This is a genomic window from Luteolibacter yonseiensis (assembly GCF_016595465.1).
In the GTDB taxonomy this organism is placed as follows: domain Bacteria; phylum Verrucomicrobiota; class Verrucomicrobiia; order Verrucomicrobiales; family Akkermansiaceae; genus Luteolibacter; species Luteolibacter yonseiensis.
Window position 1 is genome coordinate 360,297 of sequence record NZ_JAENIK010000012.1, and the last position, 20,101, is coordinate 380,397.

General features: G+C 56.9%; 14 protein-coding genes and 1 pseudogene. 4 read left to right on the top strand and 11 right to left on the bottom strand.

Annotated elements, in window-relative coordinates:
* Positions 1 to 451 precede the first annotated feature (451 nt).
* From JIN84_RS23490 to JIN84_RS17225, 4 genes and pseudogenes are all read left to right on the top strand, one after another.
* Positions 452 to 832 carry a molybdopterin cofactor-binding domain-containing protein gene (locus tag JIN84_RS23490; RefSeq protein WP_345779551.1) on the top strand — a complete coding sequence of 127 codons (381 nt, stop codon included), beginning with the start codon at positions 452 to 454 and terminating at the stop codon, positions 830 to 832.
* Entirely contained in the window at positions 756 to 947 is a 192-nt protein-coding gene (locus JIN84_RS17215; protein ID WP_200352307.1) for a hypothetical protein, read from the top strand. The genes JIN84_RS23490 and JIN84_RS17215 overlap by 77 nt, the downstream gene beginning before the upstream one ends.
* Positions 948 to 1,442: 495 nt before the next feature.
* Positions 1,443 to 2,518: pseudogene (locus JIN84_RS17220) on the top strand (Nramp family divalent metal transporter); the annotation flags it as partial.
* 368 nt (positions 2,519 to 2,886) lie between these two features.
* Entirely contained in the window at positions 2,887 to 3,582 is a 696-nt protein-coding gene (locus tag JIN84_RS17225; RefSeq protein WP_200352308.1) for a DUF1345 domain-containing protein, read from the top strand.
* A 143-nt stretch (positions 3,583 to 3,725) separates the two neighbouring features.
* Here the strand turns inward: JIN84_RS17225 and JIN84_RS17230 are convergent, their stop codons facing one another.
* From JIN84_RS17230 to JIN84_RS17280, 11 genes are all read right to left on the bottom strand, one after another.
* Positions 3,726 to 4,301: a methyl-accepting chemotaxis protein gene (locus JIN84_RS17230; RefSeq protein ID WP_200352309.1), complete on the bottom strand. Its 576-nt coding sequence runs from the start codon at positions 4,299 to 4,301 to the stop codon at positions 3,726 to 3,728.
* A gap of 70 nt (positions 4,302 to 4,371) precedes the next feature.
* Positions 4,372 to 4,854, bottom strand: coding sequence for a hypothetical protein (locus JIN84_RS17235; protein ID WP_200352310.1), 483 nt, complete (start codon positions 4,852 to 4,854; stop codon positions 4,372 to 4,374).
* Positions 4,855 to 4,942: 88 nt separating this feature from the next.
* Positions 4,943 to 8,113 (bottom strand): efflux RND transporter permease subunit, encoded by a 3,171-nt coding sequence (locus JIN84_RS17240; RefSeq protein WP_200352311.1) that lies wholly within the window; start codon positions 8,111 to 8,113, stop codon positions 4,943 to 4,945.
* Positions 8,114 to 8,116: 3 nt separating this feature from the next.
* The gene (locus JIN84_RS17245; protein WP_200352312.1) at positions 8,117 to 9,247 is read right to left on the bottom strand and encodes an efflux RND transporter periplasmic adaptor subunit; all 1,131 of its coding nucleotides are present in this window, start codon (positions 9,245 to 9,247) and stop codon (positions 8,117 to 8,119) included.
* Positions 9,248 to 9,261: 14 nt separating this feature from the next.
* Positions 9,262 to 10,488 carry a TolC family protein gene (locus JIN84_RS17250; RefSeq protein ID WP_200352313.1) on the bottom strand — a complete coding sequence of 409 codons (1,227 nt, stop codon included), beginning with the start codon at positions 10,486 to 10,488 and terminating at the stop codon, positions 9,262 to 9,264.
* A 145-nt stretch (positions 10,489 to 10,633) separates the two neighbouring features.
* Positions 10,634 to 11,038 carry a hypothetical protein gene (locus JIN84_RS17255; RefSeq protein ID WP_200352314.1) on the bottom strand — a complete coding sequence of 135 codons (405 nt, stop codon included), beginning with the start codon at positions 11,036 to 11,038 and terminating at the stop codon, positions 10,634 to 10,636.
* A 40-nt stretch (positions 11,039 to 11,078) separates the two neighbouring features.
* Positions 11,079 to 11,333 (bottom strand): hypothetical protein, encoded by a 255-nt coding sequence (locus tag JIN84_RS17260; protein WP_200352315.1) that lies wholly within the window; start codon positions 11,331 to 11,333, stop codon positions 11,079 to 11,081.
* Positions 11,334 to 11,500: 167 nt separating this feature from the next.
* Complete coding sequence (locus JIN84_RS17265; RefSeq protein ID WP_200352316.1) at positions 11,501 to 13,480, bottom strand: heavy metal translocating P-type ATPase; 1,980 nt, start codon at positions 13,478 to 13,480, stop codon at positions 11,501 to 11,503.
* 120 nt (positions 13,481 to 13,600) lie between these two features.
* Positions 13,601 to 16,801, bottom strand: a complete 3,201-nt coding sequence (locus JIN84_RS17270) for an efflux RND transporter permease subunit (RefSeq protein WP_200352317.1) — start codon at positions 16,799 to 16,801, stop codon at positions 13,601 to 13,603.
* 47 nt (positions 16,802 to 16,848) lie between these two features.
* Complete coding sequence (locus tag JIN84_RS17275; RefSeq protein WP_200352318.1) at positions 16,849 to 17,805, bottom strand: efflux RND transporter periplasmic adaptor subunit; 957 nt, start codon at positions 17,803 to 17,805, stop codon at positions 16,849 to 16,851.
* A 19-nt stretch (positions 17,806 to 17,824) separates the two neighbouring features.
* On the bottom strand, positions 17,825 to 19,030 hold the full coding sequence (locus JIN84_RS17280) for a TolC family protein (RefSeq protein ID WP_200352319.1): 1,206 nt from the start codon (positions 19,028 to 19,030) through the stop codon (positions 17,825 to 17,827).
* Positions 19,031 to 20,101 lie beyond the last annotated feature (1,071 nt).

The following is a 20,101-nucleotide window of genomic DNA, read 5'->3' on the forward strand; positions in this document are numbered from 1 at the left end:
TTCCAAATAGGGGGGGTGTTCTAGGTGTCTGGATCATACTGATAATCAAACTGTCGTGTATATAGCCGAATGATAGTCCCGCACTCTAACAGCTCCGAATCAACGTATTTGCTTGATTGCAGAGCGTCGATTTTGGGGCAATTGTGCATAAACGAATTTACCTAACTAACTTATATATATTTTGTTATGCTGATCAAGAGTAGCAAAACGGGCGATTGTGTCTAACATGAGTGTTGGAACACGTCAAAATCGCCTTACCAAGAAACGTAAATATCTAATCGTTAACCTGTTACAATGAGCCGAGAAAACCCTGTTAGCTTTTCAATTTGACCTTCCAACTAATAAACATCTAATAATACGTATGTTATAAACCTTAGTCATGATTTTTCTGAGATGACGGGTCATCGACTGACTGCGTCTTGGTGCCGAGCGGTTCGGCTGGAACAAGCGCATCGCCCAGTCGGGGAAACCCGCAAGGGGGACTAGCTCATCGGCGAAGTGGTCTCGGCATTCCGCAACAGCCTACTCACAAAAGTCGGTTGCCCGCGTGCATCTAGACAAACAAAGCGTCGTTACTGGGGAGACCGACATGACCCAGATCGGCACCGGCTTCTATACGGTCATCGCCCAGACCGCCGCCGAAAGGATGGGAGTGCCGATTGAAAAAGTATTGGTCCGTCTCGGAGATTCCAGCTTCCCCGCATCCGCCGGTTCCGGTGGTCAATTGTGCGGCAACAGCTCAACCGCAGGCGTGTATGCCGGCCTGCACCAAACTGCGCGAGTTCCTCGCCACCAAGTTGTGCATCCCGGCTGCCGATGCAGTTTTCAGTGACGGTCATTTCCGCTCTAACAAACGAAACGTTCCGCTCGGCGAAGCTGTCGGAAATTCCGGGCTGGTCGCAGAGGAACTCATGGAATACGGCGAGTTCACCAAAGAAAAGCAGTAGTCCCCCTTCGGCTCACACTTTGTCGAGGTCGGTGTGAACATCGCCTCTGGAGAAATCCGCGTTCGCCGAATGCTCACCGTCTGTTTCGCAGGTGCACCGAAGGAGCAAGTGCCACCACTTGCACTCACCAGAAGTTCCAACCGTGCCAGCTCTCAATTTATCGAAATATCTGATTATAAACGGATCTGAATCATAATTTCTGCCACGCTGGAAGAACTGTCTTGCGCCATCCCTCCACGCTCTCTAACCCAAGGTCAGCTCATGGATGCCCTTTCTCTTCACTCGAAAATTCTCGCCAGCTATGAGGATTACATCCGAGCTTCATCGACATCCACGACCTCGACATCCGCGATAAGGTCGAGGAAAACGCTCAAGACCCGTTAGCTCTGGCCGGAGCCGCTTATTCAGTTCAACCCATCGTTCGAGAAAAACGGTTCCGTCGCTTCACTTGTGGCGGCAGACGACACCCTCCACGCGGAAGTAGGCAAGGTATTCAAGGGCTGCCACGATCACGATTCGAGGCCCACCGTGTGGTTTCTCTGGATCCTGTGCGAAGTGGCCATCGCCGCGTGCGATCTGGCGGAAGTGGTGGGCTCGGCAATCGGCTTGCAGCTCTTGTTCGGCATCCCGCTAGCGTGGGGCTGCATCATTACCTGCGCCGTTGTCCTGGCGGTGTTGTTTTTGCAACAAAAGGGTTTCCGCCATGTCCAGGCGTTGGTGATCACCCTGATCCTCACCATCGGAGGCTGTTTCGCGGCGGAGTTGATTTTTTCAAAGTCGAATCTTGGAGGGATTGCGCATGGTTTCTCCCGAGCGCGCAGATTCTGAAAAATCCCGAGATGCTCTACATCTCCATCGGCATCCTCGGCGCGACGGTGATGCCGCACAATCTCTACCTGCATTCGTCCATCGTGCAGACCCGTAGATTTGATCGGACTCCAGCCGGAAAACGCGAGGCCATCAAGTTCGGCACCATCGATTCCACGGTCGCCCTGATGTTCGCACTCTTCATCAATGGCGGCATCCTCATCCTCGCCGCTTCGGCATTCCACTGGTCCGGTCACCAGGACGTGGCCGCCATCCAGGACGCCTACAAACTTCTCACTCCGGTGCTTGGCGTCGCCGGTGCCAGCGCGTTGTTTGCCATAGCCCTGCTTGCCTCCGGCCAGAACTCCACGCTCACCGGCACGTTGGCGGGGCAGATCGTGATGGAGGGTTTCATCAATATCCGCGTCCGTCCCTGGTTGCGGCGCATCATCACCCGCGGTCTGGCGGTGATTCCGGCGGTGGTTATCATCGCGATTTTTGGCGAAGGAAAAACGACCGAACTGCTCATCGGCAGTCAGGTGGTGCTCAGCATGCAGCTCGGATTCGCGGTATGGCCGCTCATGCGCTTCACGGGCGAAAAGGAAAAAATGGGTACGTTCGTCAATCCGCTTTGGATCAAAATCCTTGGCTGGAGCACCACCATCATCATCATCGTTCTGAACTTGAAATTGCTGGTCGATACCTTTGTTCCCGCGCAAATCATGAATCGCGTGTATCATTTGATCGGATTTCCCACCCTCTGAGTGAGGATGATGAATGTTGGATCGGTCTCAGCGTGGAGGGTTCGGCATGTGGAGAAAAATTCAACAGCTTTCTCAATTTGATGCGCAAGGCTCCATACATATCGTGTGCCTTGCTGCTAACACTTGCCGCCGACATGGCGTGCCGAGGTTGGCACGGCCTCTAAGGACATCATCGAATTTCGGCCTTCCGTAACCTTAAAATTCGTAGTTCCGTGTTCGACGCTCGTGGCATTGCCCGAATGGCGAGCGATGAAACCAGATTATTTGTCTATATTATCGGGCGGCGGCTAGCGTATTATCTCGCGACCTTACGCCATTCCTAGACGGAGTGAACGCAGTGTTCAGTGTCAGCGACCCAAGTTTGGAACATGCACACACCACCCTTCATCCGTGCCAACAGACTCAAACGCCTTGCCGAGGCGGAAGCCCATCACCGACTGGCGATAGCGTTGGCCGTTGGCTTGGCAGCGCTGGGCCTCAGTCTTCCTTTTCTGAAATTGTCTGTGAGTTTGATTGTTACTTGGGACGCTTTCGCCATTTCCAGCTTGGTTCTGGCTTGGTTGGGGATGTTGCTCACAGACCCTCAAGCTCGTGTCCGTGAGGCCCATTTGCAGGATTCCAGCCGCACAGCCATCTGTTTTTGTGTGGTTTTAGCATCCCTGGCGGGTCTGCTGGGGGCGGGTGTGCTCCTCGGAGCCGCCAAAGATTTGCAAGGCGGCGAAGTGCTCAGGCATGTGGCACTGGCCTCGCTAACGATTGTCTCCTCGTGGTGTCTGGTGCATACCATGTTGGCACTCCACTACACCCATGTTTTTTATTGCCCATGCGAGGGTTCATCGCCGGACGATGCCGGTGTGGGACTTCAATTCCCAGAAGAGGAATATCCGGACTATCTGGATTTCGCTTATTTCTCTTTTGTAATAGGCATGACATTCCAGGTTTCAGACGTGCAGGTCACCTCCCGTGGCATGAGGCGCATTGTCTTGCTTCATGGCCTTCTATCCTTCGCCTTCAACACCATCATCCTGGCATTCAGCATCAACCTAGCCGCGACCCTTCTCTGAGGGCCGGCTTTGGAAAACCGAGCTTCGCGAGTCACTCCGTTTGAACCGGAGCACCTTAATCTCAGCGGGGGAACCTTGGTGTAACATCGTGAGCGGAAGCAGGCTGACAAGAGGGAGGAGCGCTCTTTTTCTTAACACGTGGCCTATTTCTTAGCCTTCCTGAGCACCTCATCCTCGTTGACTTGAAGGAGATCGAGCAGATCACCCTCCAGCGCCGTGACAAGACGCATCACCGGAACCAAGTCATCCTGCGCGGTTGCGGAGACAGTTTTAAGGGCCTCACGAAGTCCCCGCAAATGATCCAAGGAGCGGGAAACGGAATCTGGCTCGGGTGTGCGGCGCAGGCGGGTCACCAGATGGTTCACACTCGCGACGACATGGCCGACTTCCTTCACGCTCACGGTGCAGTCAAGGAACTCCAACCGCCCGGCAGCCACACGGCGAAGGTGGAGGAAGATGTGATCCGTCGGCTCGATGAGCAAGCGACGGATCAACAGGAATGAAACCACCCAAACGGCGAATCCGATGACCGCCACGTGGAGAACATGATGGAGTAAAAATGCTCCCAAGGCTGATGGCGGCTCGATGAAGTATTCCACAAGCGAATAGATCGCCATGCCTATCACGGTTGCGGCGAGCGTCCAGCGGCTGACCTTGCTATGGAGCGTGCCGGTATTGTCAGCCGTCGTGTGAAGGGGAATGTGATTTTCAACATGCATAATATCGAATGGCAAATCCGGGGGAATACGCCGCCCCCCGAATGACGGGAGGCGGCGCATAGGGTTGGCATCAATGCTTGTGGTCGTCGCCTTCCTTATGGTCGTGACCCTTTTCCTCTCCGCCATGGGCGCAGGTACAGGCATACTCGGCATTCGAGCAGGTAGGGCACTTCGCAAGGTTCAGGTTGAACTTCTCGGTAGTGGACTTGGCATCCGGAGTAACCTTGATCTGAACGACGACCGGCAGTTCGTCACCGTCAGGGATGGTCTTGTCGGAGACGAGCTTGTCGCCATCTTTCGTGAAGGCGAGTTTCGTCGGAGCCGAGCGATCACCCATGGTGACGGTGACGGTTTGCGCGGCAGGTGCCACGACCTTGCCGGAGTCATCCACGAAGCGAACTTCCACTTTTTTTTCCTTTGTGACAAGGAACTCAACATGTGGCTCCACGCTGTCGATGATACGACCACCATTGGGAGCTTTGATTTTTTCCGCCCCGGAGGCGAAGGCGAGGCTGACGACGAGGGCGGCGATAGTTACTAGTTTGGTTTTCATGCGATTTGTTTTTCTGACGATGTTTGGTTTGTGTTTACAGATGCCGTTGCGGCGGAGCGCTGGTACGACGCTCCGCCGCAATGGAAATTCAATGGGAAGCGGCCGACTCCAGTTCGATCGACTTCGCAGCGGCCTTGCGACCGAAAGTGAAGAAGACCGTGGGGGTGACGCCCAGTCCCAGCAGGGTGCTGGTGATCAAACCGCCGACAATGACGACGGCGACGGGATGGAGGATTTCCTTGCCCGGTTGATCGGCGGCGAGCACCAGCGGGATCAGTCCGATGCCGGCGGCGAGCGCGGTCATCAGGACGGGAACGAGGCGTTCCTTGGTGCCGCGGATGACCATCTCCTTGGTGAAGCTCTCTCCCTCGTGCTGCATGAGGTGCAGGTAGTGGGAAATGAGCATGATGCTGTTCCGTGCGGCGACCCCCGCCACGGCGATGAAGCCGACGAGGGTGGCGATGCTGATGTTGTTCAGCTTGAAATACGTGAACACCAGTCCGCCGACCATCGCCAGGGGAATGTCGCAGAGTACTTGGAACGCGAAGAACGGCGTCTTGAAGTAGCCGTATAACAAGAACCCGATAACCAGAAGAATCACGCCTGTAAACAGCGCGATGCGCTGGGTGGCGTCCTGCTGAGCCTGGAACTCGCCTTCGAACTTGATGAAGTAGCCCTCCGGGAGTTTCACTTTTTCGGTCACTTCCTTCCTCAGTCGCTCGACCAGAGTGGATACGTCACGCACTGTCGGCTTGATCGCCAGCGCATATCGACGCTGGCTGTCTTCCCGGAAGATGACGTTCGGCCCTTTGGCTTCCCGCACGTCGGCGACAAGTGACAGGGGCACTCGCTGGCCGTTGCCCATCTCAATGGGAATCTGCGAGATCTTCTCCGGCGAATTCCGCCATTCCAAGGGAAGGCGGGTGACGAGATTGACCGAGCGCTGACCCTCTCTCAATTCCCCAACTTCCTTCCCTCCGACGAGGGCGGAAAGCTGCTCATTAAGATGACCCGGTGCGATACCGTAGGCACGGGCCCGATCACGATCCGCTTCGATACGGAGCTGGGGAATCGAGGACTGGACATCGAGCTTGGCATCTTCGAAACCGGGAATGGTTTTGCAAATCGTCTGGATCTCGACGCCGATTTTTTTCAGTTCCTCCAGGTCCGGTCCGAAGATCTTCACCGCGACCGGTGCGGAAACGCCGCTGAGCATGTGGCCGATGCGGTCCGCCAGGGGACCACCGACGACAGCGAACACACCCGGCACCGTTTTGAGACGCTTGGTGATGTCCGCGAGGATTTCGGTGCGGTCACGTGCCTTGCCTTTCGTTTCGCCTTCGGCCTCGCGGAAATCCACGTCGAATTCGGCGGTGGAGACAGGAACCACGTGGTCACCCCGTTCCGCCCGCCCGAGACGGCGTCCGACTTTGCGGACCTCCGGCACGGACAGGATCTGCTGCTCAACGACATCGGAAATTTTGTTCATTTCCTCAAGCGACGTGCCGGGAGCGGAAGTCACGGCGACGAGTGCCGTTTCTTCCTTGAACTTGGGCAGGAAGTCCTTGCCCATTTGAGGATAGAGCGAGAACGCGGCTACGACGATGATCAAGGCCACCGCAAGCAACAGATACGGCTGGCTGAGGCCAAAACGGAGCCATACATGTTCCAACAACCACTTCATGGCGCGGGTGACCATGCCGTCCTTGTGTTCGTGACCCGCCTTGGGATTGAGCAGGAACGAGCAGAGCACCGGGATCGCCGTGAGCGAGACGATGAACGAGGCGATCATGGAAATGATCGTCGCAATCGCGATGGGCGCAAACAATTTGCCCTCGACTCCTGTCAGACCGAGCAGCGGCAGGAAGACCAGAATGATGAGGATGGTCGCGTAGAGGATGGAGTTTCTCACCTCGCCGGAAGCACGGGCGATCACGGAGAGCCGTGCGTGAGGTTTTTCCAGTGCGGCGTTTTCCCGGAGTCTTCGATAGACATTCTCCACATCGACGATGGCATCATCCACCACCATGCCGATGGCGACGGCGAGGCCACCGAGCGTCATCGAGTTCACACTGATGCCGGACCATTTGAAGATCAGCATCGTGATGCCGAACGAAAGCGGCATCGCCATGAGGGTGATGAAGGTCGTGCGGAAATTAAGAAGGAACACAAAGATAACGATGGTAACCATGATCGCACCGTCGCGGATTGCTTCGGTCAGGTTGCCAATGGCATGGTCGATGAAGTCCTTCTGCTGGAACAGCAGCGTGGTCTCCATGCCTTTCGGGAAGGAGGGCTGTAACTCAGCGAGGGCCTTGGTGATTTCACCGGTCAAGGCGCGGGTATCAAATCCCGGAGCTTTCGTGATCGACATGATCACGCCGTAAGTTGGTGTCTTTTCCGGACTTTGACTGACCGTCGCATCACCGCGCATCGGTTCAATTCCCCAGACCACATTCGCGACGTCCCCGATGGAAATAGGCCTGTCGTTGACATGTTTGACGATGGTGCTGGCGATGTCGCCGAGTTGCACTGTCATGGCGAGGTTTCGCACCATGATCTCGGTGGTGCCGGTATTGATGAAGCCGCCGGTGGTGGTGCTGGCGGATTCTTCAGCGGCTTTTTCGAGCTCGTCGAAGCTGACGCCATTCGCCTGCATTTTATAAGGATCCGGCTGGATTTCGATCTGCTTGACGCCGCCGCCCATGTTGAGGATTTCGGCGATGCCCGAAATACTTTGCAGGCGACGCTTGATCGTCCAGTCCGCCATGGAGCGAACATCGCTGGGTGCCATGTAGCCGGGTTCACCCTCCTTGATGGTGGAGCGAACGCCGACCAACAGGATTTCACCCATCAGCGAGGCAACAGGTGTCATGAAGGGTTGCACTCCTTCCGGCAGTTGCTCGCGCGCCCCTTGCAGGCGTTCCTGCACCAGCATCCGGGCCTTGTAGATATCCGTATCCCAACCGAACTCGGCGTAGACGAGCGAAAGGGAGACGTCGCTGTTGGTCCGCAGCCGGGTGAGTCCGGCCACTCCCATCAACGCGCTTTCGATCGGCTGGGTGACACGCATTTCCACTTCTTCCGGCGAAAGACCACCGGACTCGGTGAGGATGATGACGGTGGGTTTTGAGAGGTCCGGCAGCACCTCGACCGGGAGTTCGGTGGCGGTGCGCAGTCCCATGACCATCAGGATCAGGGACAGGCCGATAATGATCGCTCGATTGGCGAGCGACCAGTGAATCATTTTGTTCAGCATGGGTCAGAGAGCCTTGGGTTCGAGGTTTGAAGAAGCGCGGGCTTTGGTGAGCAAGGACGCGAGCAGCAGGAGGAACAGGCCTCCGCTGACATACATCCATACCTTGCTGACACCACCGGCGACCGACGCATCTCCGCCGCCGCTTTTCGCCGCAGCCATTTCAGCCTTCTTCTCGGGTGTGAGTTCACCGCCGTCCGCCGCGTGTTCGTGCCCGTGGGCTGCGTCGAGCGCTTCCTTGAGCGAGACACTACCGCCACCGGCGAAGGAGAGCGAATAGGCACCACGGGTGACGACTTCATCCGCAGGAAGCAGCCCGCTGACGATTTCAACGAAGCGATCATTCATTTCACCGATCTGGACCGGGGTTTTGATGAAGGCGTTGGCCAGGCCAAAATGTTTGACGTAAACGAAACGCTTGCTGGTATCTCCCTGCAGGGCAGCCCGTGGAGCGGCGAGGACGTTCTTGCGCTCGCTCAATACAATGGAGAACTCGGCGCGCATGTCGGAACGCATCTTCAGGCCTGGATTGGCCACCTTGAAGATGGCATCGATGGTTCCACTCTCACGGTCGGCGGAGGTTCCGAAACGGATCATCTCACCTTCCAGCGACTGTTCGCCGAGAGCGGAGACGCGAATGTGCGCCTTGCTGCCGGGTTTGAGCTTGGCCGCCTGGTTTTCCGGGACACGGGCGATGGCCAGCACCTCGGTCAGGTCGGAAATATCCAGCAGTTCCTTGTCGGGTTCAACTGGCTCGCCGATGCGAATGTGAGACTCAACGACCAGGCCACCGATGGGTGACCTCAGTTCGATAACCGGTGGCGGACTTCCCGGCTGACGGCTTTCCACGCGGACGAGAACCTGATCCTTTTCCACGGTGTCGCCTTCCTGCGCTTCGAGGCCGATGACCCGACCAGAAATCCGGCTGCTGAGGACGCCATGTCGCTCGGGGATTTCCGCGATCCGACCGAGGGCGAAGACGGTTTCCTCGAAGTTGGTTTCCTCGACTTCGACGGTTTCGATACGGAGGTTCTTCACTCCGGTTTCATCAAGGACGATGGTATCCGAGCTCTCGGCGGCGTGGATATTACAGATGGAGAATAGAAGCGAACTGATTAGAGATATATGAAGTTTCATGAAATGGGGAAATGTTATGGTTTGGCGAGTGCTGTCTCATGACGCACGCGGGCAAGGTGGAATTCCCGCAATGCATCAAGGCGCGAGGCGGAGAGTTGCAGGCGCTTTTCGCGGGAACGGAGGACGGACTGGATTTCGCCTTGAGCGTTGCGGTAGGCATCTTCCGCAAGTTTGCTCTGCTCGTCCGCGAGAGGGAGCAGGGTATCGTTGATCTCAGCGATCATCTTCGCCCATTCCTGCATCTCCGCCCGGGCGGCTTCGGCTTCCAGACGGATGCCACGTCCGAGGGCGATGGCTTCCTTTTCCTTCCGAACCTTTTTCGCTTGGGCTTCCTGGATCGCACCTTCATTCTTATTCCAGAACGGCAGTGCGATCTTGAAACGCAATCCGACCATGGCTTCGTTTTCGTAGCCGGCCGGGGCGTCCTCCGAACGTTCGACTCCGGCGAAAATTCCGCCTTCGACATCGTCATAGCGCTTGGCCTGCTCAAGCTCGACACCTTGGGCGGCGGCAAGAGCACCCAGTTTGGCGGCTTGGAAATCCGGCCTCTGGGACGGATCAGCGGCCGTACCCGGCAGCTTGGCATCAGGCAGTGTTCCTCCGACGCTGAGGCCCTCGCCGGGGCGCATGCCCAGCAACGGTTTCAGCTCGCCTACGAGCGCCATTTCAGTGGCGTCAAGCTGGCGGATTTCGGTGGACAAGCTGGTGGCTTCGAGTTTCGCCTGACCTGCGTCCAGTGCCGAGCCTTCGCCTTTTCCCGCAGCCTCCGAAAGGAAATCGGCGAACTGCTTGGAAACATCCGATTGCTCGCGCAACAAGGTGCGGCGTTGGCGGCTTGCGAGGATCTTGACCACCGCTTCACGGGCCTGGCCGGTGAGTTGGCGTTCGACTTCACGAACCTCCGCTTCGGATGCTTTGACCTCGGTGAAGGTCACATTTTTTTCCAAGCGCAACCGGTCGGTGATCGGAAAACGTTGGGAGACTCCGATTTCGATTTTTCCCTCGCGGAAGCGTGGGTTGTGGTCGATTGCGGTTTCGATTTCCGGATTCGCGAGGCGACCGGACTGGCTCATGCGGCCGAGTGCCTCCTGGATGCGGAGGCGGGCGGCTGCAAGATCGGGATTTTGGGCGCGGATGCGGTCACCGATACTCGTGAGAGTGACGACGACGGCGGGTTCCGCACCGAGTGGATGGACCATGGAGGCAAGCGCCAGCACGGCCAATATAGATAATTTGGACATGGTTGTTTTAGATAAATGTACGTGCTGAAAAATGGGCACAGTACGTGAAAAGCAGACTAACGAGGGGATCCGAAATGGCAAAGTGGTGCCAAGCGGGGGATTACGGCGTGACTCAAGGACACACCGGAGCGTGACTAACGTACGCTCAAATTAACGGCGGCTTTTCGGACGCCAGAAACGGTCCTTCGGGCGGCACTTCGCCTTCATGGCGGACGCCCAACAGGGATGACCCGGGAACTCCGAGTCGGCAGATATAGCTGCTATCCAGGCTCAATGGCAGGCCTGACGAACAGCAGTTATGATGTTCGTGATCAGGCGGACAACCCTTGTCATCCTGTTGATCGTCATCGGGGAGATCCGCATCCAACTGGCTGTCGGCACTCATTTCAATGGTGCTGCAGCTGTTCGAGCGGATGTCGTGCAAATGATCGAAGCCGATGGCACGCAGCGACAGCGCGACGAAAACGCCGACAATCATCGCCCATGTAACATAGCTCTTCAACACGGCGCAGCCAACCATATGAGAGCGTATGTGCAAGTCGAATCGCATTGTGAATGATACTTATTTAGATGTTTGCGCGGTTGCTTACTCAATGCCTTGTCCGGGAGACCTTGTCGAGGTAGCGCTTTCCTGATTCAGGTCCCATCACGGAGGCGATTTGTTTCTCATGAATATCGATTTCCTCGGCGCTGGGCTCGTTTTCCGAGAAGGGATTTCCTGATCCATGAAAGCCATATTCGATTTCCCGCAATTTTCTTATCTGAAAATCGCGCAAGCCTAATTCGGTTCTCCATGATTCCAGCCGTCGGGAGATCCGCTGTCGTTGGCCAACAGCCGCGATCATGATCGGAGAGAAAAATGCGAGCAGGGAGACCAATACTCCCGCAGCCAGACTCATCTTGTCGCGCCGCGTCCATGCGGAGAGAGGTATCCGACGGCGGCGCTGCCAACTCCTGCCGCCCGCCTCTGGAAACCGGGGGGCGTTTCTACGGGGATCTCTCCAACGGCTGCTCACGGTTTCTTGGGGGCTGCCAACAGACGCAATGAGTTCAAGATGACCAACAGGGTTGCGCCTGTGTCGGCGAGAATGGCGAGCCAAAGTCCGGCGATGCCCACGAAGGCCAGGGTCAGAACCACGGCCTTGATGGCTAGCGCAAAGATGACGTTGAAGCGGATGATGCCGAGAGTGCGTCGCCCGAGAATCACCGTTTCGGCCACCCGCGTCAGATCGTCTTTCATCAGCGCGATGTCCGCTGTTTCGATGGCCGTGTCGCTGCCGATGGCTCCCATGGCGAAGCCGACCGTAGCGACCGCGAGCGCCGGAGCATCATTCACTCCATCGCCGATCATGCCGACATGGGTGTACTGGCTGACCAGCTTGCGGACGTGATCCACTTTTTGGTCCGGCATGAGATCGCCGATGGCTTCATCGATACCCGCCTGCTTGGCGATGGCGGACGCGGTGCGTTGGTTGTCCCCGCTGAGCATGATGACCTTTTGAATCCCCGCCTTGTGGATTTGGCGGAGTGCTTCCACGACTTCCGGGCGGAGGGTATCGGCAATGGCGATGATGCCTAAAATTCTTCCCCTGCATTCCCCATGGGGCAAATGTCCCAGGACGGCGAGGGACTGGCCCTTGGCCTCGATGGTGGCGAGTATTTTTTCAACCTCGGGGGTGCAGACACCCGCTTCGTGGGCCATTCGATGGTTTCCAATGAAGTAAGGATGGCCGTCAACGGTGGCTTGCGCACCTTGCCCGGTGACGGAGACATAGTCTGCCGCAGGAGCGAACTCGATGTTCCGTGAGCGGGCGGTTTCGACGATCGCGAACGCAAGAGGATGCTCCGAGTGGGTATTGATCGCGGCGGAAGAGCGGAGAACCTCTTCTTCGGAAAGCTCGCCAATGGGTATGATTTCGACGACCTGTGGCTTCCCTTGCGTGATGGTGCCGGTCTTATCGACGGCGAGTGCTCGGAGTTTCCCGACAGACTCCAGATGCACGCCGCCCTTCACCAACACTCCACGGCGGGCCAGAGCGGTGAGACCTGAGACGATGCTCACCGGAGTTGCGATGACGAGAGCGCAGGGGCAGGAAATCACGAGGAGAACGAGCGAGCGATAGATCCAGAATTGCCACGGCTGCTGGAAGAAAAGAGGCGGAATAAGAGCCACCAGGATCGCGACAACGAAGACGGCAGGAGTGTAAATCGCCGCGAAGCGATCGACGAAACGTTGCGTCGGAGGTTTGTTTTCCTCGGCCTCACCGACGAGTTGGATGATCCGGGCGAGGGTGGATTCCGCAGCGGGCTTGGTGACCCGGACTGTCAGAGAGCCTTCGGCATTCACCGTGCCCGCGTAAACAGGATCGCCGGCTTTCTTTTCCACTGGCAGGGACTCGCCGGTGATAGGGGCTTGGTTGACACTGGAGTTTCCTGAAACCACCTCTCCATCCAGCGGGATGCGACTGCCGCTGCGGATCAGGATCTCCCGATCCACCGCAACATCTGCAACCGGAATTTCCTGTTCGGTGCCATCCGCGTTTTTCACCAACGCGGTGGGAGGCGAGAGTTTGAGCAGGGAATCCACCGCCTTGCGCGCCCGACCGGATGCCCAGGATTCCAGCAGTTCCGAAAGCGAAAAAAGGAAGACGACGCTGGCTGCCTCCGCTCCCTCGCCAATGATCCATGCACCTGTCACCGCGACGGCCATGAGGACGTTGATGTCCAGTTTGAATTTTTTCAATGCTCCCCACGCAGCGGGAAAGACGAGCAGGCCACCAGCCAGTGTGGCGGCCGCAAAAGCTACGGTGGCGAGCCACCCGGGAGCGACATGGAGCCAGTTCAAAAGGAGGCCGATGCCTGTCAATACCCCCGATGCCACAACCAGCGCGCCCTGTGGCAAAGGGCTTTCATCGTGGCTGTGTTCGCAACTGGAGCAACCGGTCTTTTTGACGGGCTCTTGCTTATGATCCTGATGGTCGTGTTCGCTCATAAAATTTGGAGGTTTGGTTTCGGCACTCTATTCCATTATATATAATCATTCAGCATATTATATATTGTATTAGATGTAAACCGGCCCGCCTTGTTCGAGGCGAGCCGGTTCAAACGATTTTCAGTCTTCGACAGGCGCGTTGAAGTCGATTTCGCGATCACGTTCCTCCACGCTCTTGCGATGGAAGATCGCATAAAGCACGGGCAGAACGAACAGCGTTAGAATCGTCGAGGTGATGATCCCGCCGATGACGACGGAGGCCAGCGGCTTCTGAACCTCCGCTCCACGGCCGTGAGCCAATGCCATGGGCACGAAGCCTAAGGCAGCAACGGCGGCAGTCATCAGCACCGGTCGGAGACGCAGGACGCTGCCTTCGATGACAGCATCCAACAGCTCCTTGCCTTGCTTGCGGAGGCTCTTGATGAAGCTGATCATTACGAGTCCGTTGAGCACGGCCACGCCGGACAGTGCGATGAATCCGACCGCGGCCGAGATCGATAGCGGAATGTCCCGTATCCACAGGGCGGCGATGCCTCCGGTGAGGGCGAGCGGCACCCCCGAGAAGACAAGCAAGGCATCCTTCACGCTGCCGAAGGTCATGAACAGCAACAGCAGGATCAGGAACAGTGTGATCGGAATCACCAACTGAAGCCTCTTGGTGGCCGAGAGCAGTTGTTGGAACTGCCCGCCATACTCCACCCAGTAGCCGGCTGGAACCACTTTGGATGACTCGATCTTCTGTTGAACCTCGGTCACGAAAGAGCCGAGGTCACGACCCCGGACGTTTGAGGTTACCACGATGCGGCGCTTGCCGTTTTCACGGCTGATCTGGTTGGGTCCGTTGGCAAGTTCCAGCTTTGCCACGGAACCGAGAGTAACGAATCCTGGACCTGATCCGACGGGGTTCAGGGATTTGCTATCTTCATCGGGTTCGGTTTTCTTGATCGGAATCGGCAGACGTCGGATGGCATCAAGATCCTTTCGCAGCGTTTCCGGGAGCCGCACGATGAGAGGCGAGCGCACGTCTCCTTCGTAAACAGTGCCCGCTTCCTTGCCGCCGATGGCGATTTCGACGGCTTCCTGCACCTCTGCGATGTCCAACCCGTAACGGCTGATCGCCTGACGGTCGATGTTCACAGTGAGCATCGGCAATCCGGTAACTTGCTCCACTTTGACATCGGCGGCTCCGGTGACGCCATTGACGACCGCAGCGATCTTGTTGCCGGTGCCCAGCAGAACATCCATGTCGTCGCCGTAGATGAGAACGCCCAGATCGCTGCGCACACCCGAGATCAATTCATTGAAACGCAACTCGATGGGCTGGCTGATTTCATAGTTGGCTCCGAGTTGGGACGTCGCGACTTCGTTGATTTTATCCAGCACCTGAGCCTTGCCGATGGTTGGGTCGGGCCATTGGGACTGGGGCTTGAGCATCACGTATCCGTCCGAGATGCTCGGTGGCATCGGGTCGGTGGCGATTTCAGCCGAACCCGTGCGAGCAAACGCATGCGCGACCTCAGGGATCTTGATGAGTGCCTTTTCAAGCTGTTTCTGCATTTCCACCGACTGGGTGATCCCCGTGGAAGGCATTCGCAACGCCTGCAATGCAACGTCGCCTTCGTCGAGGCTTGGAATGAACTCCGAACCCATGCGGCTGGCGAGCAAGCCGGACAGGATGAGGATCGCCATGGCGGCGGTGAGAACGAACACCCGGTGATCCAGCGCGGCCTTCAGCAACGGTTCATAAAGTCTCTTCACTCCTCGGACGACGAAGTTTTCCTTTTCGGAAATCTTTCCGCCGAGGAAAATGGCGACCGCCGCAGGAATGAAGGTGACGGAGAAAATCATCGCTCCGAGCAATGCGACGACCACGGTGAACGCCATCGGGTGGAACATCTTTCCTTCCACGCCTGTCAGCGCGGCGATGGGCAGATAGACGACCATGATGATGAAGCTGCCGAAGAGGCTGGGAACGACGACTTCTTTGGTCGCATCACGAACGGTCCGCAATCGCTCCATCAGTGTTGCCAGACGTCCGCGACGGTGTTGCTCTTCCGCCAGACAACGGATGCAGTTTTCCACGATGATAACGGCTCCATCGACAATGATGCCGAAGTCGAGCGCGCCAAGGCTCATGAGGTTTCCGCTCACCTTGTTCTCCACCATGCCGGTGATCGTGAAGAGCATGGCCAGTGGAATAACGGCCGCTGCGATCAGTGCCGCGCGGATGTTTCCGAGGGCCAGACAAAGGATGACGATCACGAGGAGCGCTCCTTCAACCAGGTTCTTCTTGATGGTTTCAATGGTGGCATCCACAAGCGTGGTCCGGGTATAAACGGTCTTCAGATGGACGCCGTCGGGAAGGCTGCGGTTGATTTCGTCAATTTTGGATTCCACGCGTTGGGAAACCGTACGGCTGTTTTCGCCGATCAGCATCATGGTGGTACCCAGAACCACTTCCTCGCCATCAAGCGTGCCTGCGCCGGAGCGCAGTTCCTTGCCGAGGGAAACTTCCGCCACGTCGCCAATGCGGACGGGGATGCCGTCGCGAGTGGTCACCACGATGCTGGAAATATCATCCAGGGTTCTCACTTGTCCGGGTGAACGGACGATGAACTGCTCGCCGTTCTTCTCGATGAAGCCCGCGCCGGTGTTCTGGTTGTTGCGCGAGAGCGATCCCACCAAATCATTGAGTGATAGATCGTAAGCGTGAAGCTTCGCCGGATCGGGCTGGACATGGAACTGTTTCACAAATCCACCGATGGCATTGACCTCGTTGACGCCCTTGACGTTCCGCAACTGGAACTTGACGACCCAGTCATGGATGGTCCGAAGGTCCGTCGGTGTGTAAGGAGTACCGTCGGGCTTCTTCGCATCGGGATCAGCCTCGACGGAATACATGTAGATCTCACCAAGACCGGTGGAAATAGGGCCCATTTCCGGCTCGATGCCTTCTGGCATCTGACCGGAAACCTGGGTGAGGCGTTCGGCGATCTGTTGGCGAGCCCAGTAGATGTCGGTTCCCTCTTCAAAGGAGACGGTGATCTGCGAGAGGCCGTAACGGGAGAGCGAGCGGGTTTGTTCCAGAAAGGGGATACCCGCCATTGCGGTTTCCACAGGGTAGGTGATGCGCTGTTCCGTCTCGAAAGGGGAATAGCCCGGTGCGCTCGTATTGATCTGGACCTGGACATTGGTGATGTCAGGCACCGCGTCAATCGGCAGGCGGTTGAAATTATAAACACCGAGCGCGGCAATCGCCAAGGTGGCGAGTATTACCAGCCAGCGGTGGCGCAGTGAGGCTTCAAGAAGTTTGGTCAACATTTGGAATGCAGTTGAGTGTTAGTGAGGATGACAGAGCCGATATTCGCTCACTCCTCCTCCGCCATGGACTTGCCCAGCTCCGCCTTGAGCAGGAAGCTGTTGGCGGTCGCGTAGGTCTGCCCGGCCTTCAAGCCGGACAGGATTTCCGTGAAGGTTCCGTCAGTACGTCCGAGTTCCACCGTTATGGCCTTGAAGCCATCATCTTCCTTCACGAACACGACATCGTGCCCATCCCACGTCTGGAGTGCGGCATTGCTGACAGCGAGCGGAACATCTTCCTTGCCCACCTGGATGTTGCCTTCCGCGAACAAACCGGGACGAAGATGTTGGTCAGCATTCGACACGGTCGCCCTCGCGAGCATGGTCTGGGTTCCTTCGGTGCCGAACGGTGAGATGTAATCGATTTTCGCATCCAGCGGCTTGTGCAGCGCGGTGGCCGTGATCTTGACCGGTTGGCCGAGTTTCAGGATATGGTAGTCCTCCGGATAGGCGCTGAGATCCACCCACATGGTGGAAAGGTCGGCGACCGTCAGCAGACGTTGTCCTTCAGTGACCGCTTCGCCAGGTTGCGCGTCACGGAAGATCACGGTCCCGCTGATGAGGGATTTCACCTCGTAGGTTTCAAGGCTCTCGTTGGACTCGATGACCACGACAGTCTCTCCCTTTTCGACCTTTTCACCCAGCCGCTTGCTCACGGAATGGATCACGCCGGGAAACCGTGGGGCGAGGTGGGCGAGCCCTTCCTCGTTCGCGCGGAACTGCCCGAACAAGGTGCGTTGGCGTTCCAGAACGCTGGGGCCGGTAATGGCGGTTTCGATTTTAGCCTGTTCGAGTTTTTCGTCGGTAATTTTAACGAAATCCGTAGCAGCGCCTTCGCCACCAGCCTCGGCGGCGGGCTCTTCTGCGGCGGCTTCATGTTTTTCCGTGTTGAGAATCATTCTGCCCAAGAAGAAGGCGACTGCGACAAGCGCGATGATGTTGAGAATTTTGAGAAGTTTGTTCATGATGTGAAAATATTGGGAATTACTTGGATGCGCTTTCTCCGGGCATTGGAGCGGTGAGTCCGGCGATTTCCGCAGCCGATTCATGGTAGGCGGCGTTTGCTGTCAGCAGTTGGACACGAGCTTCGGTGAGGTTGCGACGGGCCTCGATCAGATCCAAGTAGCCGAAGCGGCCTTTCGAGTAACCGTCCTGAACGCCATCAAAGGCCTCCTGTGCTCCGGGAAGCAGCTCGGATTTGATTGTCTCCACCTCACGGCGAACGGATGCCAACGTTTGCACCGATGCGTTCAGCTCGGCCCTCAACGAATTCATTTTCGCATCACGCTGTTTCTGAGCGACTTCGATTTCAGCTTTGGTGGAGGCGATTTCGCCCTGGTTCCAGTTGTTAAACGGGATCGGGATGGAGAGTCCGACGACAAGCGCGACTTCGTCATTGCCTTCCCAGAAATGCTTCACGCCGCCTTGGACTGTCACATCGGATTTGCCATTTGCGATGGCCAGACGGTTTTCCGCCACGGACTTTGAAACCTCCCGGGATTCCTTCTGATAGGCGGGATGGGAATAGAGGCGCTGTTCCAGCGACGCCTGATCGGAGAGGCTCGGCAACTCGCCGAGAGTGCCGGAAACTTTTGAGAAACCGGCAGTTGTGGAACCCCATGTAGCAGCGAGCCGAAGCGCCGCCGTGCGGAATTCACGCTGTGCTTGCTGGGTCGCGAGCCGAGCAGTGGTCACGGCGGTTTTTGCCCGAACCTTTTCAACGGCCGTGACTTTGCCAGCTTCGATCCGCTTATCGATCTCCGGAATGAAGGACTCGTTGAGTTCCACCAACTGCATGTAAAGGGCCACCTTTTCCTGTGCGGCTAAAGTCTGGGCGAATGCTTTGCTGACTTCGGCGAAAAGTTCCCTGCGGGCGATCTGGTAATCCGAGCGAACGAGAGCCTTCTCGGCGATTTCAACCTCACGCCGGGCTTCGAGCTTGCCGCCGTTTTCGATCAACTGGCTGATCGCGACGGTGGACTCGGCTGCGTCGAAGCCTCTGGTGGCGCCATTGCTCCCGAGAATATTCTCCATTCGCCCTTCCAAAGTGGGATTCGGCCGTAAGGAGGCTTGAAGAATCTTACCGTCAGCGGCGCGGAGAGCGGGGTTGAAAGGCTGGAGACCCGGGTTGTTTTCGAGAGCGAGCCACGCGGCCTGGCCGAAGCTGAGTGTCTCACCCGGTTTGGGCATGGGTGCCTTCGAGGAAACCTCAAGGCGAACAATTTTAGGTAAAGGCTGGTTCCCGGACAGGGGAACTCCCGATTGGCAGGCTGCCAGTGACAGCAAAGGAGATAGGAAAAAAAGACGACGATAGTACATGATAATGAGTGATTTGATTGAATTGAATGCACGGATCTACGATCCGAAATCATCGTTGGAACGCCCAACGACATCAGCCGGTCAAAGAGACCGGATCAAAATTCCACTCAGTTCCGTGGCGGGCGCTCCAAACAGCCTAACGTCAAACCAGTCAGGACGGTGCTAGGAGGCATCTCCCAATGATGGGAGGTGGACAAGGGAATCAGTATTTCCAACGAAGCGCAGAGCACTGCCGGGCTGGTCGCATGATGGCATGGACAAGGGCAGTGTTTCTCAGGGGCCTTGTGACTGTTTTCTTGCTGGGTTTCTTTCGTGCCCTCGTGCAGGGGACTTCCAAAATCAACAATACAAACCTCCTCCGGCCCGTCTCCGCATGGAAACTCCGACGCGGCCGAGCGTTGGGTCGCAAGGATTCCCATCGCCACGAAAATGGCGAATGACAACCGTAGCCAATGGCTTTGCAGACCGAACACGGACGGCTTTTAAGGGGCGGCCAGCCTCATGGCAAGGCAAATTGGCCGGATTGATACGCGCTGGCAATTTCGAATGAACAGGGCCTCAAACATGCGATTTGATCGAACGAAAGGGTCTCGACATCGATTTTTCGAAACTCATTAAAATCGATCCTCCAGCGGAACAATGTATACAACTGGAACTGAAATAGCTTTGTCGTTAATGAGTGTGAAACGACTGCTGGCATTTCGAAAGGACTCTCATCTGAATGAGAGTCTTCGGGCAACTTTGAGTAAGGTCAACGCTGGATCGGACGTCCAACAACCGTAGCCCCGTCAAATACGTCCAACTTGCCGATTATAGACGCCCGCCGACCACAAGGCCGACGGGCGCGGGTTATTCCCTCTATTTGCAGGATGGGCAGGCCGAGCAATCGCAGCAGTTGCAATTGTCACAGCCGCACACGCCTGTGGTGCAGCAACCGCAGCA